The sequence below is a fragment of the Pseudomonas spartinae genome (genome assembly GCF_965197125.1).
Taxonomy (GTDB): Bacteria; Pseudomonadota; Gammaproteobacteria; order Pseudomonadales; family Pseudomonadaceae; genus Aquipseudomonas; species Aquipseudomonas composti_A.
In genome coordinates this window covers 56,676-81,324 of record NZ_CBDAMB010000018.1, presented here as the reverse complement: position 1 = coordinate 81,324, position 24,649 = coordinate 56,676, and the positions used below count along the sequence as shown (strand labels likewise).

Here is a 24,649-nt window from a genome sequence, read left to right as displayed (position 1 = left end):
GACCTCGCGGGGTAAGACGGGCATGTTTATGCAGGTTCATCCGGGGCTCCTGGAAGGCTGTGTTGGTCGCGCTTCCAGAATTCCGGGAATGCCCCGGATGAACAACCTACTGAGAGATCACAGCTAGTCGCGCCACGCCGGTAGGGTGCGCACGGCGCGCTCCGCGTATAGCCGCCGACCGACAGTTGATCTGTGGCCTACCCCACTAACGGCACATCCGCCACATGCCCATATCCAGGTGAAAGTGATCGCGGTGGGCAGCGTTGTATTCCGGCCCCAGAGTGACGTTGAAGCTGTCACAGGCCGCCTCCTGCACCAGACGCAGAAAGTGCGCCTTGTCGCCCTGCCCCGGCCAGTCGCGTAGAACGCTGATGTGCTGGCCGTCGCGCAGCCGGAAACCGACCACATCCAGTGCATTGGCATAGGAATGCTGGCTGGGCCGCTGGCTACCGGCAATGCTGCGACAGGCGAAGCTGCCGACATGCTCGACACGACTGACTGGCTGACCGAACACCGCCTGCGCAGCCGGCTGCAAGCCATGTCGTTCGAACAGGGCGAAGCTCACCGCCAGCGGACAGGTGGCCATGAAGCTGCTGCTCAGACTGACGTTGGCGCCCTGGATGCGCACGGCGTTCTCTACCGGGCAGCCCGGGTGCGGCGTGCTGTCGGCCAGACGGGTGAAGCGCAGCCCGGACGTCGCCAGGGCACGGCCGCACAGCTCGCGGTCATCGCGCAGGCGCCAGAGCTTGAAGGAGGTCAGCAGGTTCGGCGTCTCTCGCACGTCCAGCGGCGCCCAGGGGTTGAAACGCGGGGCCACGTCCAGCCAGCCACGCCACAGCGCTACCAGCAGTGCTGCGCCCAACAACAGGGAGAGCAACAGCAACCGGCCGATTATCCGTATCAGCATATCCATGCTCCATCAGAGTAAGCCCAACTGCTCCAGTTCCGGCTCGATCTGCAGCACCGGCAGCTCGGGCAAGCCGGGCAGGCGCTGCATCAGCTGCTCATGAAAGCGTCGCGCCAGCTCCGGCGCCAGGCGGTTGTCCGAAGTATGGGCGAATACATAAGGGCGCAGGCCCTGCTCGATCCAGCCGGCGACCTTGTCCAGCCAGGGCAGCATGAAGGGGTCGTTGGCCAGCAACTCGGGGTGACCGATGAAGCGCAACTGCGGGCGCTGGCTGAACGCGGCAGGCCGAGTCGGCAGGCGCGGCTTCTTGGCTTGCGCATGCAGCACGGCGGGCTCCTGCGAGTCGCAGCTGAACAGCGCACGCGAGTCCAGGCAGATACGCTCGATGCCATGCTCGTGCAGCAGGCGATTGAGCACGCGCTCGGCATCGCCCTTGGCGAAGAACTCCGGGTGGCGCACCTCGATCGCCAGTGGCCAGTCGCCCCACTGTTCGATGAACGCCGCCAGCTCCGCCAATCGCGATGGTGCGAAGCTGGCGGGCAGTTGCAACCAGTACGGCGCCACCCGTTCGCCAAGCGGCGCCAGCAACTGGCGAAACCGTGTGACCTCATCCAGTTGCTGGCAGAGGTCTTCGCTGTGGCTGATATCTCGCGGCAACTTGGCGCAGAAACGAAAGTGCGCCGGCATCGCCAGCACCCAACGTGCCACCGTTTGCTCGCTGGGCCTGGCATAGAACGTGGTGTTGCCTTCCACCGCATTGAACACTTCGGTGTAGCGGCTGAGAAACTCGGTGGGCCGGGTGTTCTGCGGATACAAGGTGGCGCGCCAGGCAGCTTCGCTCCAGGACGGACAACCAAGGTAATAGGGAAGCGCAGCGCTCATCGACAAGTGGCGGGCCTGGCTGAGGGCGTGAAGCACGCCGTGACACGAAGTTACGCGTAGAGGTCGAGCCCGAGCACTTCCTGCGCATCGTACTCGCTGGCGTAAGCGGCGGTGGTGCTGTAGCTGGACAACGCCTGAGCAGCACGGTTGCTCAGCGTGGGCTGTTGATAACCGAGATCCTGCGAACGGGCCGGCAGGCTGTCGGTATTACTGCTGCTGGCCTGTACACGGCGAATCTGCGGTGCCTGCTCCAGCCCCTGACTGCTGGCCGGAGCGGCCGGCTGCTCACGCTGAGCCTCGACTTCCCGCTGCGCCTCACGATAGGGCGTGACCGCAGTCCCCGAACGGGGGCCGCGATCTGGCGAGTAGGAAGGTAGGTAACCGTCGATCCGCATCTAGGGCTGCTCGGTGGGCCTGGCTGAACAAGGGACAGTGCTGGCAATGTAGCGGCGGGCTGCGCCCTTGGCAAATCCCGAAGGGAACTTGGCCGCGGGCATCCGACCAATTGTCATGCCGGCGGTGCTTTCGGTGTGGCGACCTGGTCACGCAGGTACACCGGCTGCGCCTGATCGGCCGGCAGCGCCTCGCCACGTGCCCAGGCAAAACGGGCCAGGGTCAGCAGGTCTTCGGCATGCGGCAGCATGCTGCCATCCATGCTGGTCGGCCTGAGCGCGATGCGCGCGGCGAAAGTGCCCCAGCCCGTACCGGCACCGAACCAATCTTCGCCAGCACCACGCGGCGCCTCGGCCTGTTCCGGCGGCAACACCGCCTCCTGACCGAGCAGGCGCATCTCACCGGCCTCGGCGCGATAGCAGCCCCAGTAAACCTCGTCCATACGAGCGTCGATGGCGGCGGCCACCCGGGTCGCGCCCTGCTCACGCAGCGCACGCTGGGCCAGCACGGCCAGGTTGGAGACCGGCAGCACCGGCCGCTCCAGGGCAAAGGCCAGGCCCTGCACCACGCCAATGGCGATGCGCACGCCAGTGAATGCCCCCGGACCACGGCCGAAGGCGATGGCATCCAGCGCCGATGCGGCAATACCCGCCTCCCCCAGCAGTTGCTGAATCATCGGCAACAGGCGCTGCGCATGCATGCGCGGGGCGACTTCGTAATGGCTGAGCACGCGACCATCGTGCAGCAGCGCGACGGAGCAGGCTTCGGTGGCGGTATCGAGGGCCAGGAGAGTGGTCATTGCATTCGGACAGCTGAAGAAAAAGAGCCGGCATTAGACCGGCTCGACAACATTTTTTCCAGCGCCATGACGGTGCCCGGCTCGCGCCGAGCGACCGACGGGCGACCGACGGGCGCCCTTAGAGCCTGCTCAAAGTCTCGCGAGCTAGAGCAATGCAAGGCGCAACGACCAACGGGAGTAACAGCCGAAGGCTGGCCCGAAGGGTGAGCGCCAGCGAATCAAACAGGCGAGAAAGCGGAGTGTACTTTTGTACATGAGCATTACTCGCTGCGCTCGCCCTGCGGGCCGTCCTGCGGACGTTCAGTGACAAGTCACTGTCCGAGCCTGTTTTTAACGCGGCTGGGCCGACGCGCAGCAGACTTTGAACAGGCTCTTACCAGGGCTCGACCACCGGCTCGGCCTCCCAGCCTTTGAGCGGCGCCTTGGACCAGGTGCCATAGCCGGCATTGGGGAACACGATCCACTCAACGCCCCACTTGCCCGACTCTTCGGCAACGGTCTTGCGCTGCGCGTCGAGCGGCGTCTTGCGGAAACGCGCGTCGAAGTCATGCAGCGTATCGCCCAGCAACATGATGATCTGGTGATCGGCACTAACGATGGCACGGCGCTCGACCTTGGGCGGCCCCAGCAACAGCACGCTTTGCTCCGATACCTGTGGCAGGCCCAGCTTGCTCAGGGTGGCCAGGGTGTATTTCTTCTGCTCGTCGGCACGGTCGGAGATGTAGCGGATGGTCACGCCGAGCTTGTCGGCATGCTCGAGAAACTGCTTCGCGCCGGGGATCAACTCGGGCGTGCCATCACGCTCCCACGGCAGCCAGGTGTCCCACGCGTCGTACTGGTGACAGTTGGCCAGATCGCGCGCCAACAGGGCGCTGTTGTCGATCACGGTTTCATCGAGGTCAGTGACGATGGCCAGCTTCGATGGATCCTTGGCCGCCGCGACGGCCTTGTCCAGCTTCTCCGTGGCGATGTTGTAGGCCTGCAACTGCAGCGCCTGGATTTCTGCGGACTGCTGCTGAAAACGCAGCCCCATGGTGAATTCCGCCACCGCGCAATCGGGCTTGGCAGACGCAGTGTCCGCCGCCTGCACCGCGGGAGCGCTCAACAGGGCAGCAGCCAGCCCCAGCCAGATGCGGCGATGTGCTGATTTCTCGGTCATTGAATGTCCTCTTTCCTTGGGTGATGACCCATGCCGCGCGCTTGCCACGAGGCGACGTGAGCCGAAGACAGCAGCCTGATGCTAGCGTGCTTCGCCGAGGACTTCATGCCCGATGTCGACCGAAACTGGTCGATTCGGCCAGTACAAACGACAAAGGCCCGTAACGGGCCTTTGTGGGGAGCGCGACTGCCAGGCAGGGCGCTGGGTGATGCCGATCGACTCAGGACAGTGCGGCCAGGGTCTTCTCGGTAATCTGCTCGACGCTGCCTACACCCGGAATGTGGCTGTATTTCGGAGTGCCGGTCACAGCGGAAAGCTTCTGGTAGAAGTCCACCAGCGGCTTTGTCTGCGAGTGGTAGACGGACAGGCGATGACGCACGGTGTCTTCCTTGTCGTCTTCACGCTGGACCAGTTCTTCACCGCTGATGTCGTCCTTGCCTGCGACCTTCGGCGGGTTGTACTCGGTGTGGTAAACGCGGCCGGAAGCCGGGTGCACGCGACGACCGGACAGGCGCTTGACGATTTCTTCGTCGTCCACGGCGATTTCCACCACGTGATCCAGAGCGACGCCAGCATCACGCAGGGCTTCAGCCTGGGGAATGGTGCGCGGGAAACCGTCGAACAAGAAACCGTTGGCGCAATCGGCTTGAGCGATACGCTCCTTGACCAGATTGATGATCAGGTCGTCGGAGACCAGACCGCCAGCGTCCATCACGCTCTTGGCCTTCAGACCGAGCTCGGTACCAGCCTTGACCGCAGCACGCAGCATGTCGCCAGTGGAGATTTGCGGAATGCCGAATTTCTCGGTGATGTAGCGAGCCTGGGTACCTTTGCCGGCACCGGGCGCTCCCAGCAGAATCACGCGCATCGATGTGCTCCTCAAGAGTTATGTAGTAATCGGTCGGACTCGCCTCGTGGGGCCAATCTCTTAAGTGGTAGGCGGCAGCTGTAGCGGCCAAAAGGCTGATCAAGATACACAGCGCACCCCAGGCGCACAAGCCGCCAAAAGTCGGATAAAAACCCTCCTCCCGGCGGCCTGGACCTGGCATCAAGCGCCGCTTGGGCACCTGTTTTTCAGCGCACTGGCGAGCTCAGCCAGTGTTGCGAAGACCCGCCGCGATACCCGCCACGCTGACCAGCAGCGCCTGCTCCAGAGGGCTCTCCGGCGCCTGCTGGCGTTGCCGGCAGCGCGCCAGCAGCTCGGCCTGCAGCAGGTGCAACGGGTCGAGATAGGTGTTGCGTACGCTGATCGATTCCAGGGTCTCCGGACTGTGTGCGAGCAGTCGAGTCTGGCCGGTCAATTCCAGCACGGCAGCACACGCCTGCGACAATAGGTCGCGTAATTGTGCACCCAGCGGTTGCAGCCCCGATTCGACCAGACGCTCGTCATACAGCGCAGCGATGCTGGCGTCGGCCTTGGTCAGCACCATTTCCAGCATGTCGATGCGCGTGCGGAAGAACGGCCACTGCTCGCGCATCTGCTTGAGCAGCTCGGCATCCCCACCTTTGAGCGCCTGCCCCAGCGCCTGCTCCCAGCCGAGCCAGGCCGGCAGCATCAGGCGTGTCTGGGTCCAGGCGAAGATCCATGGAATGGCTCGCAGGCTTTCCACGCCGCCCTCACGCCGCTTGGCCGGGCGACTGCCCAGAGGCAAGCGCCCCAGCTCCTGCTCCGGCGTGGCCTGGCGGAAGTACTCGACGAACTGCGGATGCTCGCGCACCACACCGCGATAAGCCTTCACGCCAACATCGGCAAGACGATCCATCATCGCGCGCCAGCTCGGCTCCGGCGCCGGCGGCGGCAGTAACGTGGCTTCCAGCACTGCCGCCAGGTACAGGTTGAGATTCTGCTCGGCGATATCCGGCAGACCGAACTTGAAGCGGATCATTTCGCCCTGCTCGGTGGTGCGGAAACGCCCCGCGACCGATCCAGGAGGTTGCGAGAGGATGGCCGCATGCGCAGGGCCACCGCCACGGCCGACGGTGCCACCGCGACCGTGGAACAGCAGCAGCTCGACCTGATGCTCACGGCACAGCCGCACCAACTCCTCCTGGGCGCGGTACTGCGCCCAGGCCGCTGCGGTTGTACCGGCGTCCTTGGCCGAATCGGAATAGCCGATCATCACCTCCTGCGGGCCGTGCAAGCGCGCACGATAGCCGGACAAGCCCAGCAGCTGGTCGATCACCGGCCCGGCGTGGTCGAGATCAGCCAGGGTTTCGAAAAGTGGCACCACTCGAATCGGTCGGCGCAACCCGGCTTCTTTCAGCAGCAGTTGCACGGCCAGCACATCGGAGGCGGCGCCGGCCATGGAGATCACGTAGGAGCCCAGCGAAGCGGCTGGGGCGGCAGCCACCTCACGGCAGGTGGCGAGCACTTCGGCGGTGTCGGCCGAGGGTCGATAGTCGTCTGGCAGCAGCGGCCGGCGGTTCTCCAGTTCGCGCTGGAGGAAGCTCAGGCGCGTTTGCTCATCCCATTCGGCGTAGCGACCGAGTCCCAGGTAGTCGGTGATTTCCGACATCGCCGCCGCGTGCCGGCTGGAGTCCTGACGAACATCCAGACGCACCAGAAACAGGCCGAAGGTGGCCGCACGGCGCAGGCAATCGAGCAGCGGGCCATCGGCAATCACGCCCATGCCGCAGGCATGCAGCGATTGGTAGCACAGCTGCAGCGGCGCCAGCAGATCATGGTTGTCACGCAGCACTGCGGCACTCGGCGCCACGTCGGCACTGAGTGCCTGCTGCGCCCAACTGCGCGTTTCACGCAGGCGCTCGCGCAGCTGCTTGAGCAATGCGCGGTAGGGTTCGGCACTGTCGCCAACCTGCGCACGCAGTTCGTCACTGGCCTGCTGCATGGACAACTCGGCGGCCAGTTGGTCGATATCACGCAGATACAGGTCCGCCGCCATCCAGCGCGCCAGGAGCAGCACCTCGCGTGTCACCCGCGCGGTGACATTGGGGTTGCCGTCGCGGTCGCCGCCCATCCACGAAGCGAAGCGAATCGGCGCGGCCTCCAGCGGCAAGCGCAACCCCGTTGCGCCATGCAGACTCCGGTCGGCACGACGCAGAAACTGCGGCACGGCCTGCCACAGCGAATGCTCGATGACAGCGAAGCCCCACTTGGCCTCATCCACCGGGCTGGGCCGGCTACGACGGATTTCCTCGGTGTGCCAGGCTTCGGCGATCAACCGCTGCAGGCGCTGGGCAATGGCTTCACGCTCGGTGGGTAGCAGGTCGCTGTGATCCAGTGCCGTCAATTGCGCCGCGATGGCATCGTACTTCTGGATCAGCGTACGGCGCGCCACTTCGGTGGGGTGAGCGGTCAACACCAGCTCGATGTCCAGACGCCCCAGTTGCCGCGCCAGCTCATCTGCGCTCTGCCCGGCAGCGAGCAGACGTTCGAGCAGTTCGTCGAGCACCCGCAGCTCGAAGGGCTCGGGCTCATCCGCGCGGCGACGACGCACGCGATGCTGCTGTTCGGCGATGTTGGCCAGGTTGAGGAACTGATTGAAGGCACGCGCCACCGGCAGCAGCTCATCGTCGCCCAGATCGCCAAGGGTGCTGGTCAGTTGCTCGGCACCTGCGGCTGAACCACGACGACCGGCCTTGGCCGATTTGCGTATGCGCTCGATCTTGTCGAGAAACTCATCGCCCAGCTGGGTGCTGATGGTATGCCCGAGCAGATCGCCGAGCAGGTGCACTTCTTCACGCAGACGCGCATCGATTTCCGCCATGTCGCACTCCTTGTCCCATCCAGTGTCAACAGAGTGCCCAGCGCGCCAACTTCTTACAAGCGTGCGACGCACACCGAGGTAAGCCTGCGTGCTGGGTCTAGGCTAATTGTTGGGCGCTGCGGATTCGCCAACCGGCACCATCTGCGCCCGCCGTGAGGAGCTACGACATGAGAATTCGCGAACTGGCAAAACACTGGGAACAGAACGCCAAGGGTCACCTGACCCCGACTCGCTACCACATCCATCTGGACATCGAATCGGCTGCTCGCCTGGCGGCCCTTACCGAGATGTATCCCAAGCATCACAGCGAAGAGCTGCTCGGCGAGTTGATTGGTGCGGCGCTCGAGGAACTGGAGGCCAGCCTGCCCTACGTACGCGGCAGCAAGGTGGTGGCGCTGGACGAACAGGGCGACCCGCTGTACGAGGACATCGGTCCGACGCCACGCTTTCTGGCGCTCTCGCGCAAATACCTGCGCGAACTCAACGACATGGGCAATGAAACGAGCCATTGACGCCTTGAACGGCCTCTGACGTTCGACATATTGCTCAATCTCGGATGTTCAGGGAGACAGCGCCTCTCCCACTCAGCTCTTCACGCACCCGCGAAGGGCTCCTCCAACATCAGCGAGCGCGTCTGCGTTACGGCCTGCCTTCGCCCCACAAAAACCAGCCAAACCCTCTAAATCAGAGGACTCCATGAGCATCCCGAGCGAACGTAAAAAGCCGCTCGCAGCTCTTGCCGAATACGAAAACCTGACCAACCGGTCATCCTGAAAATCGTAAGCAGGCTGTGTTTTTTTCTGAACCATTCGAAAAAACGACCGGTCCCAACTGCAGGCCAGCGTGACATGCCGACATCGCCAAACCACTTGGTTGACGGACAACACGACAGGCCAATCACTACGGATATCGTCGTTCATAGGAGTGTTTCAAATGGAGTTAGCCGCCATGAAGACCCATACCGAAAAAGCCCCGCGCAGCCGCATGCACGGCATCAAACTGGCTGCCCTGGTGCTGGGTAGCAGCCTGGTATTGGCTGGCTGTGCTGGTAACCCGCCCAGCGAGCAATACGCAGTGACGCAATCTGCCGTGAACTCGGCGATCAGCGCCGGGGGCACCGAGTTCGCCCCAGTCGAGATGAAGGCCGCGCAGGACAAGCTCAAAGAAGCCGAGTTCGCCATGCACGATGAAGAGTACGAGAAAGCCCGTCGCCTGGCCGAGCAGGCCGAGTGGGACGCTCGACTCGCCGAGCGCAAGGCCCAGGCCGCCAAGGCCGAGCAGGCTTTGCAGGACGCCCGCCAGGGTGTTCAGGAACTGCGTGAGGAAGGCATGCGCAACGCTCAATGAGCGGCATGTCACCCACCCATTCGCTGACAGATCAAAGGATGAACGCCATGCGTAAACACGTGATGATCCCCGCCCTTCTGGCCCTGAGCGTCGGCCTGGCCGCCTGCTCGCACCAGCCCAATGCCAACCTGGAATCTGCGCGCAGCAACTTTTCCTCGCTGCAGAGCGACCCGCAGGCAAACAAGGTGGCCGCGCTGGAGACCAAGGAAGCCCAGGAATGGCTGAACAAGGCCGACAAGGCCTACATGGATAAAGAAGACGAGAAGAAGGTCGACCAACTGGCCTACCTGACCGACAAACGCGTCGAGGTCGCCAAGCAGACCATCGCTCTGCGCACTGCTGAAGCAGAACTGAAGAACTCCTCGGCTCAGCGCGCCCAGGCCCTGCTCGACGCTCGTGATGCACAGATCCGCAAGCTGCAGAACAGCCTCGATGCCAAGCAGACCGAACGCGGCACCCTGGTGACCTTCGGTGACGTTCTGTTCGACTTCAACAAGGCCGAACTCAAGAGCAGCGCACTGCCCAACGTCACGCAGCTGGCGCGCTTCCTCCAGGAGAACCCGGAGCGTCAGGTGATCGTCGAGGGCTATACCGACAGCGTCGGCTCGGCCAGCTACAACCAGAGCCTGTCAGAGCGTCGCGCCGAGTCCGTGCGCCGCGCGCTGATTCGCGCTGGCGTAGAGCCGACACGCATCGTCGCTCAGGGTTATGGCAAGGAGTATCCGGTTGCGGACAACTCCAGCGACTCCGGTCGTGCGCAGAACCGTCGCGTGGAGGTGACCATCTCCAACGACAACCAGCCGGTTGCTCCGCGCTCCTCCGCTGGCGCCTGATCGCAGCGCTGCAAAAAAGAAACCCGCCATCAGGCGGGTTTCTTTTTACGCGGGGGACGCCTGGGCATTACTGCTGCAACGCCGGGGTTTCCTGGCCCATGCAGCGCACCGCCTGTTTCTTGCTGTCGACCAGCACACCGGTCAGGCCCTTCTGCTCCAGATCGAACAGCACCAGCACGCCATCGACGCATTGCGCTTCCTGGCTGGCCGGTTTCAGCGAAACCTTGTAGTCCTCGCCGGGAATGGTCTTGAGCATGGTGAACTCGGACAACAGCAGCGCGTCTTCCGGCTTGGCGAAATGGACGTAGCCGTAGTACCAGAGCACAGCGACGGTGCCAAAGACGCTGGCGACACCCGTAAGGATCAGAGGGATAGGATTGCGTTCGGTCATTGCGGACTCTCTGTTGCGGATTCGGTCATCGGCGCCTGGCGCTCGACATAAGCCTGCGGCGCGCTGAAGAACGCCAGCAGTGACTGGCGCCAGACGGGCTCGGCAAAGGTTTGCACGTGCGGGCCACGGGTCGCCTGAAAGGCACGTGGCGGGCGCGCAGCTTGATACAAACGCTGGCCATTGGAAAGCGGCACGATCGTATCGTCAACACTGTGATAAATCAGCAGAGGCAGCCCTTCGAGTCGTTCGATGCTGTGAATCGCGCTGTCACCATCCGGCACCAGCCAGGACAGCGGCACCTGCAGCGGCCAGGTCAGCCAGGAGTTGCTCAGGGCATAACGAGCGACGTCACGATAGCTGGCCGGCGCACCATCGAGCGCCATGGCCTGCACGGCAGACCGGCGCTCGGGGTGCTCCGCCAGATAATGCACGGCCAAAGCACCACCCAGGCTCTGTCCCAGCACGAAAAGCGGCGCCCCCTGTACCGGCGGTGCCTGTTCGAGCCAGGCAAAGGCCGCATCGATGTCCTGATAGACCTCGGGTAACCGCGGCTTGCCTGCAGACAGACCATACCCCCGGTAATCCAGCATCAGTACCTGATAGCCCTGCTCCGGCAGCCAGTGCACGCCGCCCAGGTGCCAGGCCAGATTGCCGCCATTGCCATGCAGATGCAGTACCGTGCCCTTGACCTTCACCCCGGCCTTGGCCGGCAGCCACCAGGCATGCAGACGCGTGCCATCGGCGGCATGCAGTTCGATATCGCGGTACTCCAGCCCGGCACGCTCGGGGGTGATCGGCAGCCCTGGCTCCGGGTAGAACAACAGGCCACTGCAACCGGCCAGCCACAGGCCGGCCAGCAGCAACGCCAGCGCTCGCAGACTACTTGCCACCGGCTCGAACCTCTTCACGCGCCTGAACGGTCGCGGCATAGACACGCTCGGCCAGGCGCGAGAACGGCAGGCTCTGAATCCACACGGTGCCAGTCCCCTTGAGCGTGGTCAGCAAGATCCCTTCGCCGCCGAAGAGCATGCTCTTCAGTCCGCCGGCCAGGGCGATGTCGTAATCGATGCCGCCGCTGAAGGCGACCAGACAACCGGTATCCAGGCGCAGGGTTTCATTGTTCAGCTCCTTGCGGATCACCGTGCCACCGGCATGCACGAACGCCAGGCCGTCTCCTTCGAGCTTCTGCAGGATGAACCCTTCGCCACCGAAGAATCCGGCGCCCAGGCGTTTGGCGAAGCTGATGCCGATGCTGGTGCCATGCGCCGCACAGAGGAAGGCGTCTTTCTGGCAGATCAAGCGACCGCCGATCTGCGCCAGATCGATAGGCACCACGGTGCCTGGATAAGGCGCCGCGAAAGCGACCCGCGCCTGGCTCTTGCCGGCATTGCTGAAGTGGGTCATGAACAGCGATTCACCGGTGAGCATGCGCTTGCCGACGCTCCACAGCTTGCCCAGCAGACCACTGGACGAGCCGTCCCCCATGCGCGTTTCGAAACGCACGCCGTCGGTCATGTAGTTCATCGCCCCGGCTTCGGCGATCACCGTCTCGCCAGGATCGAGGATGATCTCTACCGATTGCGCCGAAGCACCGAGGATTTCGTATTCGAGTTGATGGCTGGGCACGGGTTGGTCTCCGGGTGGCCCGGACGTCATCCGGGCTAAGACAGGTTGCTCACACCGCAACGATCCACACCGAGGCCATGCGCTGGCAAGCGATGCGCGCAGCGCACCCGGTGTGCGGCGTGATTCAGAGAATGTTGGCGTAGTCCGCTTCGATGCGATCCAGGCTCAAATGATTGAGGAAGTTGGAGAAGCACATCCACGCCGACAGCGCGTTCATGTCCTGGAACTGCGGTGGCAGGTACTTGGGTGGCTGCACCAGGCCTTCGTCCACCAGCTTGCGCAGGGTACGCATGTCCTCCAGGGTGGTCTTGCCGCAGAACAGCAGCGGGATCTGCTCCAGCTTGCCCTTGCGCACCGCTAGCTGGATGTAGTTGTAAATGAGGATAAAACCCTTCAGATACGACAGGTCCTTGGTAAATGGCAGGCCATTGGGCAGCGAGCCACGGAATACCCGACTGGCGTTGCTGTAGCCACCTTCCAGACCGTAACCCTGCTCGCGGAAGAACTCGAACACTTCCAGAAAGTCCGCGCCCTCCTCGGCCATGTGGATGGCGCGAGTACGATTGGTCAGCTTGCGCAGGCGAGTTGGGTAGGAGGCGAAGGCGATCACTTCCATGAGGATCGCCAGCCCTTCCTGGGTCACGGTCGACGAGGGCGGGCCCTTGGCCAGGAAGGTGCAGATCGGCTGGTTGAGGCCATTGAGCGTGGTGCCGACGTGCACCAGCCCCTCGTGGACTTCCAGCGCCTTGACGTCGCGCTCGTTGAAGCGGGCATCGCTGCGAATCTTGATGTAGTCGGCGCCAGCGGCGGCATCGGCGAGAATGCCATCGGACTCCAGCACCCGTACGGTGTCATCACCGAACACGCCGGCCAGGCGCTGCTGCAGGATGTTGACGGCATCGCTGGCGGCAAGGGTCTTGGGCTCGTCTTCCAGGTCGCCACGGGCGGCGATGTTGTTGAGGTAGTCCGAGAGCATCAGGCCGAGGTCGGCCAGGGTCGGATCACCGGCATGGAAGGCGTCGGAAGCCGCGCCGTAGAGTTCCTGGCTGATCAGACCGAAGTCCTCGGTGCCACGCGCTTCGAGCATGCGGATGACCATGCGGTACTCGCGGCACATGCGCCGCATGATCTGCCCGACCGGGTTGAACTGGCCGAGTTGGCGAGTGATGTCGCGCTCGATGTTCTGGAACTCCAGGCGCTTGGCTGCGGCATCGAAGCCCAGCGGCCGGCTCAGGTAGTAGTCGCGGTCGACCGCTGGCAGAGCCTTGCCCTTGGCCTTGAGAAAGGCATCGCGGACGCCGTCGTCCCATTTCACCGCATCCAGCACTCGGATCGGGGTCTGCGCTTCGACGATGCGGTCGCTGAGCGCGCGTATGCAAATCTGATAATCGTCCAGTTTTTGCTGGCTGTTCATTGCGATTCCTACTCGGCCACCCGCTGGTAGCGCGCGACCTCGACGAACAGGTCGGCGTTGGCCGGATCGTCGAGATAGGCGAACACCTTGTCCAGCGGGCTGGTGATCAGTGCGCCGTCAGCTTCCGGCATGGAGACGGTCTGCCCTTCGAGCAGGCCCTTGTCCATATCCTGAAGAATGCGGTCGGTGTCGAGGTTGTACACCACCAGTTCGTTGTCCTTGGTCAACTCGAAACCAGCGATGGCGAAGTTGGCCCCCAGGCTCTTCGGCAGGCCCGCCGAGAGGTACCAGCGGCGGCCATGGTGGGCGACGGTAAAGCCGAACTCCTCGAGGTCGCCGGCGTTGTCCGGACTGCCTTCGTAGATGCGCGCCTCATAGAGGTTGGAGCCGGCACGGGTGATTTCCAGATACAGCTGATCACCCCATTCGTCCTGCCGGGTCCACTCCCCCAGCAGCGGGATGGGTGCCGCCTCGTTGGCCGGGATGGGATCCTTGAAAGTGACCAGGCAACCACTCAATAGCAGGAAGGACAGGGCGACCAGTGCGCGCCAGGCTTTCATTACGCTCTCCTTGTGAAAACCACCAGCCGGTCGGGCATCAAAGCCCCAGAACCAGATTCATATAACGTTTAAGGATGGCCAGCATTCCCTGACTGTCCAGATTCTCGACACCGTCGAGCAGGCCCTGATACTCCATCCGCACGATGGTGGCCGTCAACAGCACCGCATCCTGCTCGGGCTGGCGCGAGCCCAGCACCTCGAAGAAGTGGGTAACGCCCTGCTGCAGGATCTGCCGATGGGCGCGCATCAGGTCACCGAGGCGCGGATTGAGCAGGGCCTCCTGCTGGAACGCCTGCTCGGCGACCAGGTGATCACGGCGCTCGCGTAGCTGGCGCTGCACGTACTGCACTGCCATTGCGGCGATTTCGTCAGCCAGTTGCCTGCGCGCCCGCTCGCTGCCATCCAGACGCCCGACCATCTCCTCCAGCACCCCCTGAGTGCTGGCCCAGAACGCAGCCATCTGCGCCGCACTGCGCTCGACGAACTGGGAGAAGGTATCGGTGATCAGGTCATCGATGTCCTTGAAATAGTAGGTCGTGGCAGACAACGGAACCTGCGCCTCGGCAGCCACCGCGCGGTGGCGTACGGCGCGTACGCCTTCGCGCACGATGATGCGCATGGCGGCATCGAGAATGGCCTGGCGACGCTGTTCACTACCCTGACGGCTGGCTTTGCGCCCCTGGTACTGAACACTTTCGGCGACGGCGTTGGCGGCCCGAGTGGCATTCGGGGATGCAGGTACGGTGCTCACGATGGGTCGACCCTCGAGGTTCTAGTTATGACTAGCAGAGTAGTAGCTTGAACAAACAACCAAAAGGCCCCGCTTCGCTTGCAGGCGACGAGCCAAGCGAAATTGCCAGGCAATCGACACGGACAAGTAGCAAAAAGCCGCCCGAAGGCGGCTTTCTGTGAGGCATCAGGCCTGCGGGCGCATATGCGGGAACAGGATAACGTCACGAATCGACGGCGAGTTGGTCAACAGCATGACCAGGCGGTCGATGCCGATGCCTTCACCGGCGGTGGGCGGCATACCGTACTCCAGGGCGCGGACGAAGTCGGCGTCGTAGTGCATGGCTTCGTCGTCACCGGCGTCCTTCTCGGCCACCTGGGCGAGGAAGCGCTCGGCCTGGTCTTCGGCGTCATTGAGCTCGGAGTAGGCGTTGGCGATCTCGCGGCCACCGATGAACAGCTCGAAGCGGTCGGTCACAGCCGGGTTCTGGTCATTGCGACGGGCCAGCGGCGACACTTCGAACGGGTACTCGGTGATGAAGTGCGGCTGCTCCAGCTTGCTCTCCACCAGCTCTTCGAAAATCATCACCTGCAGCTTGCCCAGACCTTCGTGGCCAAGCACCTTGGCGCCGGCTTTCTTGGCGATGGCGCGGGCTTTCTCGACGTCGTTCAGGTCAGCCGCGGTGATGTCCGGGTTGTACTTGAGGATCGAGTCGTACACCGACAGGCGCACGAACGGCTCGCCAAAGTGGAACACCTTGTCGCCGTAGGGCACGTCGGTGCTGCCCAGCACGGCCTGGGCCAGCTCGCGGAACAGTTCCTCGGTGAGGTCCATGTTGTCGCGGTAGTCGGCATAGGCCTGGTAGAACTCGAGCATGGTGAACTCGGGGTTGTGCCGGGTCGAAACGCCTTCGTTACGGAAGTTGCGGTTGATCTCGAACACTTTCTCGAAGCCACCAACCACCAGACGCTTGAGGTACAGCTCCGGGGCGATACGCAGGAACATGGCCATGTCCAGCGCATTGTGATGGGTCTCGAACGGCTTGGCCGCGGCGCCACCTGGGATGGTCTGCAGCATCGGGGTTTCCACTTCGAGGAAACCGCGCTCGTTGAGGAAACGACGAATGTGGGCGATCACCTGCGAGCGCACGCGGAAGGTGTCACGCACTTCGTCGTTGACGATCAGGTCGACGTAGCGCTGGCGGTAGCGCTGTTCGGTATCGGTCAGGCCGTGGTGCTTGTCCGGCAGCGGACGCAGCGACTTGGTCAGCAGGCGCACGTTGTTCATGTGCACGTACAGGTCACCCTTGCCGGAGCGCGCCAGGGTGCCTTCGGCGGCGATGATGTCGCCCAGGTCCCAGGTCTTGATCGCTTCCAGGGTCTCGGCCGGCAGGCCCTTGCGGTCGACGTAGACCTGCAGACGACCGGAAGTATCCTGCAGCACCATGAAGGCGCCGCGATTGAGCATGATGCGCCCGGCGACCTTGACCGGGATGGCAGCGGCTTCCAGCTCTTCCTTGCTCTTGCCCTCGTACTGTTTCTGCAGGTCAGCGCACAGGCTGTCGCGGCGGAAATCGTTGGGGAAGGCAATGCCCTGCTCACGGACGGCAGCAAGCTTTTCCTTGCGCTGGGCAATCAGCTTGTTTTCTTCCTGTTGCAGTTCGTTCTGGTCGAGTTGTTGGTCGCTCATGGTCGCTTTATCTGCCTGGCGTATCGTACAAAATTTGAGCAGGCACCGACTGCTCGGTGCCCACGGATGGGTTACTGAGCTTACAGGCCCTGCTTGAGGCTGGCTTCGAGGTAACCGTCGAGGTCGCCGTCGAGCACCTTCTGGCAGTCACTGCGTTCGACACCAGTACGCAGGTCCTTGATGCGCGAATCATCGAGCACGTAGGAGCGGATCTGGTGGCCCCAGCCGATATCGGACTTGCTGTCTTCCAGTGCCTGCGAGGCGGCATTGCGTTTCTGCATTTCCAGCTCGTACAACTTGGCCCGCAGCATCTTCATGGCGGTGTCCTTGTTGGCGTGCTGCGAACGTTCGTTCTGGCAGGCCACCACGGTGTTGGTTGGCACGTGGGTGATACGTACTGCCGAGTCGGTGGTGTTGACGTGCTGACCACCGGCGCCCGAGGAGCGGTAGGTGTCAACGCGCAGGTCGGACGGGTTGATCTCGATCTCGACCTTGTCGTCGATCTCGGGCGACACGAACACTGCCGAGAACGAGGTGTGGCGACGCGCGCCGGAGTCGAACGGGCTCTTGCGCACCAGGCGGTGCACGCCGATCTCGGTGCGTAGCCAACCGAAGGCGTACTCGCCCTTGATGTGCACGGTGGCGCCCTTGATGCCGGCGACTTCGCCTTCGGACAGCTCGACGATCTCGGCACTGAAGCCGCGCTTGTCGGCCCAGCGCAGGTACATGCGCAGCAGGATATTGGCCCAGTCCTGGGCCTCGGTGCCGCCGGAGCCGGCCTGGATGTCCAGGTAGCAGTTGTTCGGGTCCATCTCGCCACTGAACATGCGGCGGAATTCCAGCTTCTCGAGGATCTCGCGCAGGCGCTCGACTTCGGCAACGATGTCGTTCACCGCGCCTTCGTCGTTCTCTTCGGCGGCCATGTCCAGCAGATCCTTGGAGTCGGCCAGGCTGCCGGTCAGGTCGTCGATGGTTTCGACGATCTGCGCCAGCATGGCGCGCTCACGGCCCAGCGCTTGCGCGTACTCGGGCTTGTTCCAGACGCTGGCGTCTTCCAGCTCGCGGTTTACTTCGACCAGGCGATCATGCTTGTGATCGTAGTCAAAGATACCCCCGAATTGACTGGGTTCGCTCGGACAGGTCCTTGATGGCGTTGAGGATCGGATTGATTTCCATGGCGGACGGCACTCATTCAGGCTGAAGGGTGGCGGCGATGACGCTAAGGCTGGGCTGCTGGCCGGCCGCGACCCGAAGTTTGCGGAAAAGCCCGCAAGTATACCTTAGAGCGCCGCCCGGGGATAAGGGCCAAGCGGCAGGCGGTACCATCTGCGCAAGCCGCCATGTGTGCACCCACTCAGCGCGTTTGCGCCGTGATAACCGTTGCCGTGGTCACGGCCAGCCAGGGCCCCGCCGAACGGCCACTGAGCGCTGCCCAATACCAGGCGGACGTGTCGCTGAAGCTCTGCCCCGCGGCGTCCTCGATGTATTCGCACACGCGCTGCACGGACTGCCCGTCGCGGGCAGTAAAGCAGCGTTGCAGCCCCGGATTGCCGACCCGGCGCTGCAGGCTGATGCGTTCGATGACAAAGCCCAGCGCGCGGTAGCAGTCGGCCGCCGGATGCAGCTTGCGGCTCGGCCGGGTGACATGGCGCAGGCTGAGCAGCCGCTCGCCATCATCAAAGCGCGCGATGGCGCCAGGAAAACCGGCGGCGAAGCGCTGCTCCACCTCCGACAGAGCCAGGGGCTGCAACGGCCGCCCCTCGAACTGCTGCGGCCATTCGACGAAACTCGCTTGCGGCGCTCCTGCACTCGCCTGCTCGCCCAGCAACGGCCAGCACGCCAGGCCGGCAAAGGCTGCCAGCAGCAAGGGGCGCCCTGGCAGTGCCTGCACAGTTTGCAGCGCTTGCGCAGGCGAAGCCGCCTGCGGCGCGCCAGCCATCAGCCGCAGCACCAGCAGGCAGACCACCGCGAACACCAGCAGCCCCACGCCCTCGTGCAACCACGGTGCGCCCTGCCACTGACCACTTTCCAACATCACCAGCACGCTGTTGCGCAGGATATTGCCGACCAGCACCAGCGCGCCGAGTAGTGGCAGGCGCCGCAGCAGGCTGCCATCGCCTACACGCCACCAGGCCGCACTGAAAAACGCCGTGAAGTAGGCCACCCAGATCATCTGAATGCCCGAACAGGGCGCATCGACCATCACCAACTGCCCCGCCACCTGTAAGGTGCTGCCACGCCGTTCGACCGCCACGCCACCCAATTGCAGCAGCCAGCTGCTGACCTCGGCGGTAATCACCCGCAGCGGATACCCCAGAAAGAACTGCAGCGATGCCAGCAGCGGCAGCGCCAGAACGGCCAGACCGAACCACGCCAGGCGCGGCTGCGCGGGCTGGCGCAGCGCCTGAATGCCCGCCATCACCGCGCACACGCCTAACGCCGCGCGCAGCAGCATCGGCCAGGCAGCAGCGCTGAAGGTGGCGCAGGCGCTGAGCAGCAACGCCCCCAGCAACCAAGATGGACGCGGCGCCGGCAGCAGCCGTGCACGCTCACGCCCAAGCAGGAGCAGCAGCGCCAGCAGGGCGAGAATGCCGAACGGGTCGTCCGAACCATCGAACAGACGGCTGGCGCTCCATTGCCACAGCGGCCACAGAGCCACCACCGGCAGCAACAGCCAGACGCCACCCGGCAATTGCCACCTAGCGTGCATCACGCTGCCTCCAGCACATCCAGCCTCCCAGGCAAGCAGCCAGCAGCAACATTGCCCACACGCCCGGCTCCGGCGTCGACGGCACCATAGCCCCCACCGCCTGGTTGCTCACGCCCTGCGGCAGCGCCAGCGGCTGGTCGACGGTCGCAGTCTCAGCGGCCTGCGGGTTGCGTACCTGCTCGTCGACCGCCACGAACGAGGTGTAGGGAGTCAGCAGGCCGTATTTCAGCCCCAGATCGAGAATGGCCTGGCTATGGGCATAACCCCGGCTCAGGTTCTCCTCGTCCATCAGCGCCGCCACCTTGTGCCGGGCCCAGAGATGGCGCAGCGCCTGTCCACTTTCCAACACCTGCGCCGGGCCAATCGGTACCTCGGTGTGAAAGCTGCCCTGGCTGCTCAACCCGCCGGCCTGCAGGTAGCCCTGCGGCTTCCCGCGCCATTTGCCGAACATCAGCAACGGACGGTCGGCGAACAGATCGGGCAAGGCCGCTGGTTCGACGTCATACACATCCAGGCCATGGAAGCTCATCTGCGCCTGGGTCAGCAGCGGCGCCTCGATCATCCGCCGCAGGCGCTCAGCCTCCAGCTGCGCATCCTGATTATTGAGCACCACGAACGGCTCGCCCTGCCCGGCCCGGGCCAGGCCCTCAATCAAGGCACGGTTGACCGAGCTGCCGATACCGAAGGCAAACAGGTTGGCCTGCCCCAGGTTCTCGCGCACCAGGCGGAAGGCATCGCTTTCGACAGTGACATATCCATCGGTGACCACGATCAGATTGCGCGAGCGCTCCGGGTCACGCGGCATGGCCATGGCCTCGCGCAGCGCCGGCAGCAGTTCGGTACCGCCACTGCCCATGCGCGTTTCCAGCAACTTGAGCGCCTTGTCGATATTGTCCTGGCTGGCCGCCAGCGGCCGCGGCGCCAGCACGGTATTGCTGCCGGAAAACAGCAGAACATTGAAGCGGTCCGTCGGCTGCAGTTCGCCGATCAGATTGCGCAGCAGCGCCTTGGTGGTGTCCAGCGGAAAACCGTGCATGGAGCCGGAGATATCCACCACAAAGATGTACTCGCGCGGCACGACCCTGCTCGCTGCCGCCCGTTTGGGCGGTGCGATCAGCGCCAGAAAGAAGTTCTCCTCGGCGCCCTGACTGAGCAGCACACCGCTTTCCAGGGCGTCGCCGGCCAGGCGGTAATCGAGGATGAAATCACGGTTGTCCGCCGGCCGACCGTCATCGGCGAGGCTCACCTTGACCCGCCCTTCCGCCAACACCTGCTGCTCGATACGGTGAGTCGGCGAGACCACCGAGGTCAGCGAGGTCGGGCTGGCCAGCTCCACCTGCAGACTGAAACTGGTTGCCGGCGGCACACCCTCTGGCAGATGTGCGGTCGCCGTCCAGCCCAGCGGCTTGTGGCTCGCCATACCCGGCGCGCCGTTGTAGCGCGGCCCCACCACCGTCGGGTAGACGAAGCTGTACACACCCTCGCGCGGCACCAGCAGCTCGGTATAACGCAGCTCCACATCCACCACATCACCTGGCAGGATGTTGGCCACATTCATCTGCAACACGTTTTCCCGCTGCTGGGTCAGCAGCGCCGCGGTCTTGCCCTCACTCTTGGCCTGCTGGAATTCAGCTTGGGCCTTGTGCTTCTCGCGGATCTGCGCCTGGAGCACGCGCTCACCGATCCGCACCTGCATGTGATGCACCGCCGCGCGGGTCGAGGCAGGGAACACGTAGCGCGCCTCCAGGGCACGGCTGCCTTCATTGCGGTACTGCTGGACCACCCGCACATCAGCGATCATGCCCAGCACCTGCACCTCGACCGCCGTGGACTTGAGCGGCAGCCGGTCCAGCTCGGGGTCAGCGCCATCCAGCGCGAAATAAGGGCTGAAGCCCTGCTCATCAGCAAGTACCGCTGGCGGCACCATGAGCAGCAGCACAACACAATGAATCATCAGACGGCGTAACATCGCAGGCATCCTTGTAGAGGGAATCAATGCCCGCGATGCTGCAACGCCACTGTGGATGCAGTTTGCAGATTGTGTGGTGTTTATGTGGAATACGCCCTACTACTCTTCGCCTGATGCTTCAGGAATCGCTTTACATGCCTTTCACCTACAGCCTGCGCAGCATCTTCGCCCTTTTCGTCGCCCTGCTGGTGTGCGCCCTCAGCTGGCTGCTGGGCACGCTGATCGGCCAGCACACCAGCCAGCAGATTCGCCAGGACGTGGGCCGCGACATGGCCGAACTGTCCTACTCGATGGTCGATCGACTGGATCGCGACATGGCATCGCGCGCCTCGGTGCTGCGGGTGCTCGGCAACCTCCAGGCGCTGCGTCAGCCCAATGACATCGCCGAGGTACGACGCCTGCTCGACAGCCTGCAGCAGGAAATCCCGAGCATCGCCTGGATCGGCTTCACTGACCCGAACGGCCGGGTCCTGGCGTCGAGCAACGGCATACTGGAAAACGTCAGCATCGCGCACAGGCCCGTCTATCAGGAAGGACGCAACGGGCTGTTCATCGGCGATGTGCATGAAGCGGAAATGCTGGCCAAGCTGCTGCCCAACCCCAGTGGTGAGGCGATGAAGTTCGTCGACATCAGCCTGCCGGTCATCGCCGACGACGGCAGCCTGGCCGGCGTCCTGTCCAGTCACCTGTCCTGGGCCTGGGCAAACGAGATCCGCGATTCGATCCTTGGCCCCAGCCAGGATCGGCACCTGGTCGAATTCTTCGTGATTGGCCAGGACCACGACATCCTGCTTGGCCCGCAGAACCTGATCGGCCAGAAGCTGGAGCTGCCAGCCCTGGCCGGACTGCAGCCCGGGCAGAGTCGCTGGCAGGTGCAGCAGTGGCCGGATGGCAACGAATACCTTACCGGCCTGACCCTGAGCCAGGGCTATCGGGACTACCCCGGGCTGGGCTGGACGGTCGTAGCGCGGCAATCACTGGAAATCGCCGATGCCCCGGCGCAGAACCTGCTGCGCAGCATCCTGCTGTGGGGCAGCGGCCTGGCGCTGGTGTTCGCGGTGATCGGCTGGCTGGTCAGCAGCTACTTCACCCGGCCGCTGCGCGACATCGCCAATGCGGCGGACCGCCTCAGCGCCGGGGAGATCACCGAGATTCCCGAACTGCGCGGCAGTCGTGAAATTCACCAGTTGAGTCAGTCCATCCGCCACCTGGTGGAAAGCCTGACTCTGCAGCAGACAGCACTGGGCATGATGGAAAGCCTCGCCCACCACGACGCACTGACGGGCCTGCCCAACCGCATGGCGCTGGAGAAATTTCTACCCCAGGCCCAGCAACGCAGCCACCTGCAACATGACTGTCTGGCGTTGCTCTATCTCGACCTCGATGGCTTCAAACCGGTCAACGACACCCACGGCCATGCCAGCGGCGACCACCTGTTGAGGGAGATCGCCCAACGCCTGCGCGGCTGCCTGCGTGATGGCGACATGGTTGCGCGCCTGGGCGGCGACGAGTTTCTCATGGTGCTGCAAGTGCCCGGGCAGGATGGGCAAAGCCACGCGCGCCTGGTAGCCGAGCGCGCCATCGCCGCACTTGGCCAGCCGGTACTGCTGGAGGTCGCCGAGGTGCGCGTCGGTTGCAGCGTCGGCGGCGCGCTCTGGCCAGTGGATCACGCCGAACTCAGCGTGGTCCTGCAACTGGCCGACGAGGCGCTATACAAGGCCAAGCACGGCGGGCGCAACCGCGCCGTATTCCACGACGGCCAGGACATGCGCCTCAACTGAGCGCAGTCTCACGCACCGAACTCGCCTGGTGCTGACGTCGCGCGTCCTCGGTGATCATCTGCGCAGCCTTCTCGGCGATCATCAGCACCGGCGAACAGGTGTTGCCCGAGGTGATGCTCGGCATGATCGAGGCGTCGACCACGCGCAAACCAGCGATGCCGTGCACGCACAGGCGCGCATCGACCACCGCTTCACGCCCCTGCCCCATCGCGCAGGTGCCCACCGGATGGAAGATGGTGGTGCCGATCTCACCAGCAGCGCGCTGTAGATCCTCCTCGCTGTCATAGGCCGGCCCCGGCTTGTATTCCTCGGGCCGGTAGCTCGCCAGCGCAGGCGCGGCGACGATACGCCGGGTCAGGCGAATGGCATCGGCGGCCACCTTGAGATCCCGCTCATCACTCAGATAGTTGGGACGGATCAGCGGGGCGACGCTGGCATCGACCGAGGCGATGTCCACACGACCGCGGCTGTGCGGGCGCAGGTTGCACACCGAAGCGGTGAAAGCCGGGAAGTCGTGCAAGGGCTCACCAAAGCGCTCCAGAGACAAGGGCTGTACGTGATACTGCAGGTTGGCGCGCGCCTGTCCGGGGTCGGACTTGGCGAAGGCGCCGAGCTGACTGGGCGCCATCGACAAGGGGCCGCTGCGCTTGAGCAGGTACTCCAGGCCCATGCCCAGCTTGCCCCAGGGCGTGGCCGCGATGCGATTGAGCGTTTTCACACCCTCGACCCGATAGATCAGGCGCAACTGCAGATGATCCTGCAGGTTGCCGCCGACGCCGGGCAGCTCGTGGCGGACACCGACACCCAGCTTTTCGAGCAGCGCGCGCGGGCCGATGCCGGAGCGCTGCAGCAAGGCCGGTGACCCGATGGCGCCAGCACACAGGATGATCTCGCGCCGCGCCGTGACGCGCAGCGCTCGCCCCTGGCAGCGCAGGTGCAGGGCACTGGCACGCCCATCGGCCAGCTCCAGACGCTCGGCTTCGGCGCCGGTCAGCACCTGCAGATTGGGACGCTGGCGGATGTCGCGCAGAAAGGCCTTGGAAGCATTCCAGCGCACCCCGCGTTTCTGGTTGACCTGAAAGTAGCTGCAACCTTCGTTATCGCCACCGTTGAAATCATCGATGCTGGCGACACCGCTCTGCGCCGCCGCCTCACGGAAGGCCTCGAGAATCTCCCAGGACAATCGCTGGCGTTCGACCCGCCACTCGCCGTCGCCGCCATGCACTTCACTCGTGCCGGCGAAATGGTTTTCCGAGCGTTTGAACAGCGGCAACACATCGCGCCAGGCCCAGCCGGGATTGCCGGCGCCAGCCCAATCATCGTAGTCGGCCGCCTGACCACGCATGTAGATCATGCCGTTGATCGAGGAGCTGCCACCGAGCACACGGCCGCGCGGATATTTCAGCGAACGCCCGTGCAGGCCGGGATCGGCCTCGGTGCTGTAGCACCAGTCGGTACGCGGATTGCCGATGCAATAGAGATAACCGACTGGAATATGGATCCAGGGATAGTTGTCACGACCACCGGCTTCGATCAGCAACACGCTGACGCCAGGGTCGGCGGAGAGCCGATTGGCCAGCAGGCAACCGGCCGGTCCGGCGCCGACGATCAGGTAGTCATAAGTGTCCTGGAGCAACTGCGTCATGAGCGTCCTCGCGACCTGCGAATCGGAACCTGGAGACTAGCCTGCCCGCAAGCCAGGCAGAATGATCTTTTGGTCTGATGCCCGGG

22 protein-coding genes are annotated in these 24,649 nt (G+C 64.0%); 4 read left to right on the top strand and 18 right to left on the bottom strand.

Features of this window, described 5'->3' with window-relative positions; translation table 11 throughout:
• Nucleotides 1–205 precede the first annotated feature (205 nt).
• The 7 genes from ACN8M7_RS24965 to ppc all read right to left on the bottom strand — a co-directional run bounded on the left by ACN8M7_RS24965 (nt 206) and on the right by ppc (nt 7,868).
• A complete protein-coding gene (locus ACN8M7_RS24965; protein ID WP_490262529.1) occupies nt 206–907 on the bottom strand; it encodes an extensin-like domain-containing protein in 702 nt (233 codons plus the stop codon).
• A 12-nt stretch (nt 908–919) separates the two neighbouring features.
• Nucleotides 920–1,789 (bottom strand): DUF72 domain-containing protein, encoded by an 870-nt coding sequence (locus tag ACN8M7_RS24960; RefSeq protein ID WP_061241229.1) that lies wholly within the window; start codon nt 1,787–1,789, stop codon nt 920–922.
• 50 nt (nt 1,790–1,839) lie between these two features.
• A complete protein-coding gene (locus ACN8M7_RS24955; RefSeq protein ID WP_061241227.1) occupies nt 1,840–2,184 on the bottom strand; it encodes a hypothetical protein in 345 nt (114 codons plus the stop codon).
• 113 nt (nt 2,185–2,297) lie between these two features.
• Nucleotides 2,298–2,981 (bottom strand): tRNA (adenosine(37)-N6)-threonylcarbamoyltransferase complex dimerization subunit type 1 TsaB, encoded by a 684-nt coding sequence (gene tsaB / locus ACN8M7_RS24950; RefSeq protein WP_061241225.1) that lies wholly within the window; start codon nt 2,979–2,981, stop codon nt 2,298–2,300.
• 373 nt (nt 2,982–3,354) lie between these two features.
• Nucleotides 3,355–4,140, bottom strand: a complete 786-nt coding sequence (locus tag ACN8M7_RS24945) for a 5'-nucleotidase, lipoprotein e(P4) family (protein ID WP_490262528.1) — start codon at nt 4,138–4,140, stop codon at nt 3,355–3,357.
• 220 nt (nt 4,141–4,360) lie between these two features.
• Entirely contained in the window at nt 4,361–5,008 is a 648-nt protein-coding gene (adk, locus tag ACN8M7_RS24940) for an adenylate kinase (protein WP_061241220.1), read from the bottom strand.
• A 223-nt stretch (nt 5,009–5,231) separates the two neighbouring features.
• Entirely contained in the window at nt 5,232–7,868 is a 2,637-nt protein-coding gene (ppc, locus tag ACN8M7_RS24935) for a phosphoenolpyruvate carboxylase (RefSeq protein ID WP_490262527.1), read from the bottom strand.
• A 167-nt stretch (nt 7,869–8,035) separates the two neighbouring features.
• On the opposite strand from ppc, the gene ACN8M7_RS24930 reads away from it, so the two are divergent.
• The 3 genes from ACN8M7_RS24930 (at nt 8,036) to lptF (ending at nt 10,048) form a co-directional block, all read left to right on the top strand.
• Nucleotides 8,036–8,380: a pilin assembly protein gene (locus ACN8M7_RS24930; RefSeq protein WP_490262526.1), complete on the top strand. Its 345-nt coding sequence runs from the start codon at nt 8,036–8,038 to the stop codon at nt 8,378–8,380.
• Between the two features lie 421 nt (nt 8,381–8,801).
• Nucleotides 8,802–9,215: a DUF4398 domain-containing protein gene (locus ACN8M7_RS24925; RefSeq protein ID WP_061241214.1), complete on the top strand. Its 414-nt coding sequence runs from the start codon at nt 8,802–8,804 to the stop codon at nt 9,213–9,215.
• A gap of 47 nt (nt 9,216–9,262) precedes the next feature.
• Nucleotides 9,263–10,048 carry a lipotoxin F family OmpA-related lipoprotein LptF gene (gene lptF, locus ACN8M7_RS24920; protein WP_490262525.1) on the top strand — a complete coding sequence of 262 codons (786 nt, stop codon included), beginning with the start codon at nt 9,263–9,265 and terminating at the stop codon, nt 10,046–10,048.
• 67 nt (nt 10,049–10,115) lie between these two features.
• On the opposite strand, the gene ACN8M7_RS24915 is transcribed toward lptF, so the two are convergent.
• The 10 genes from ACN8M7_RS24915 to ACN8M7_RS24870 form a co-directional block, all read right to left on the bottom strand.
• Nucleotides 10,116–10,439 (bottom strand): PA3694 family proteiin, encoded by a 324-nt coding sequence (locus ACN8M7_RS24915; protein ID WP_490262524.1) that lies wholly within the window; start codon nt 10,437–10,439, stop codon nt 10,116–10,118.
• Nucleotides 10,436–11,329, bottom strand: a complete 894-nt coding sequence (locus ACN8M7_RS24910; RefSeq protein WP_061241211.1) for an alpha/beta hydrolase — start codon at nt 11,327–11,329, stop codon at nt 10,436–10,438. The genes ACN8M7_RS24915 and ACN8M7_RS24910 overlap by 4 nt, the downstream gene beginning before the upstream one ends.
• Complete coding sequence (locus tag ACN8M7_RS24905) at nt 11,319–12,065, bottom strand: TIGR00266 family protein (RefSeq protein ID WP_061241210.1); 747 nt, start codon at nt 12,063–12,065, stop codon at nt 11,319–11,321. Before ACN8M7_RS24905 ends, ACN8M7_RS24910 begins: the two co-directional genes overlap by 11 nt.
• Nucleotides 12,066–12,189: 124 nt before the next feature.
• A complete protein-coding gene (locus ACN8M7_RS24900) occupies nt 12,190–13,479 on the bottom strand; it encodes a flavohemoglobin expression-modulating QEGLA motif protein (protein ID WP_490262523.1) in 1,290 nt (429 codons plus the stop codon).
• A gap of 8 nt (nt 13,480–13,487) precedes the next feature.
• Nucleotides 13,488–14,039 (bottom strand): hypothetical protein, encoded by a 552-nt coding sequence (locus ACN8M7_RS24895; RefSeq protein WP_061241208.1) that lies wholly within the window; start codon nt 14,037–14,039, stop codon nt 13,488–13,490.
• 37 nt (nt 14,040–14,076) lie between these two features.
• The gene (locus tag ACN8M7_RS24890) at nt 14,077–14,790 is read right to left on the bottom strand and encodes a TetR/AcrR family transcriptional regulator (RefSeq protein WP_490262522.1); all 714 of its coding nucleotides are present in this window, start codon (nt 14,788–14,790) and stop codon (nt 14,077–14,079) included.
• Between the two features lie 165 nt (nt 14,791–14,955).
• Nucleotides 14,956–16,458, bottom strand: a complete 1,503-nt coding sequence (gene lysS, locus ACN8M7_RS24885) for a lysine--tRNA ligase (RefSeq protein ID WP_490262521.1) — start codon at nt 16,456–16,458, stop codon at nt 14,956–14,958.
• Nucleotides 16,459–16,538: 80 nt separating this feature from the next.
• Nucleotides 16,539–17,634, bottom strand: a protein-coding gene (gene prfB / locus ACN8M7_RS24880; RefSeq protein ID WP_156458619.1) for a peptide chain release factor 2 whose coding sequence is annotated in 2 segments (ribosomal slippage) — nt 16,539–17,561 and nt 17,563–17,634 — 1,095 coding nt in all. Because the reading frame shifts where the segments join, the coding sequence is not laid out codon by codon here.
• Nucleotides 17,635–17,812: 178 nt separating this feature from the next.
• A complete protein-coding gene (gene xrtQ / locus ACN8M7_RS24875) occupies nt 17,813–19,168 on the bottom strand; it encodes an exosortase Q (RefSeq protein WP_490262520.1) in 1,356 nt (451 codons plus the stop codon).
• On the bottom strand, nt 19,158–21,137 hold the full coding sequence (locus ACN8M7_RS24870; protein ID WP_490262519.1) for a VIT domain-containing protein: 1,980 nt from the start codon (nt 21,135–21,137) through the stop codon (nt 19,158–19,160). Before ACN8M7_RS24870 ends, xrtQ begins: the two co-directional genes overlap by 11 nt.
• A 134-nt stretch (nt 21,138–21,271) precedes the next feature.
• Here ACN8M7_RS24870 and ACN8M7_RS24865 point away from each other — a divergent pair, with 134 nt between their 5' ends.
• Nucleotides 21,272–22,918: a diguanylate cyclase domain-containing protein gene (locus ACN8M7_RS24865; RefSeq protein WP_490262518.1), complete on the top strand. Its 1,647-nt coding sequence runs from the start codon at nt 21,272–21,274 to the stop codon at nt 22,916–22,918.
• Here the strand turns inward: ACN8M7_RS24865 and ACN8M7_RS24860 are convergent.
• A complete protein-coding gene (locus tag ACN8M7_RS24860) occupies nt 22,911–24,563 on the bottom strand; it encodes a GMC family oxidoreductase (RefSeq protein ID WP_490262517.1) in 1,653 nt (550 codons plus the stop codon). The two genes, ACN8M7_RS24865 and ACN8M7_RS24860, sit on opposite strands and share 8 nt — an antisense overlap.
• Nucleotides 24,564–24,649: the final 86 nt, after the last annotated feature.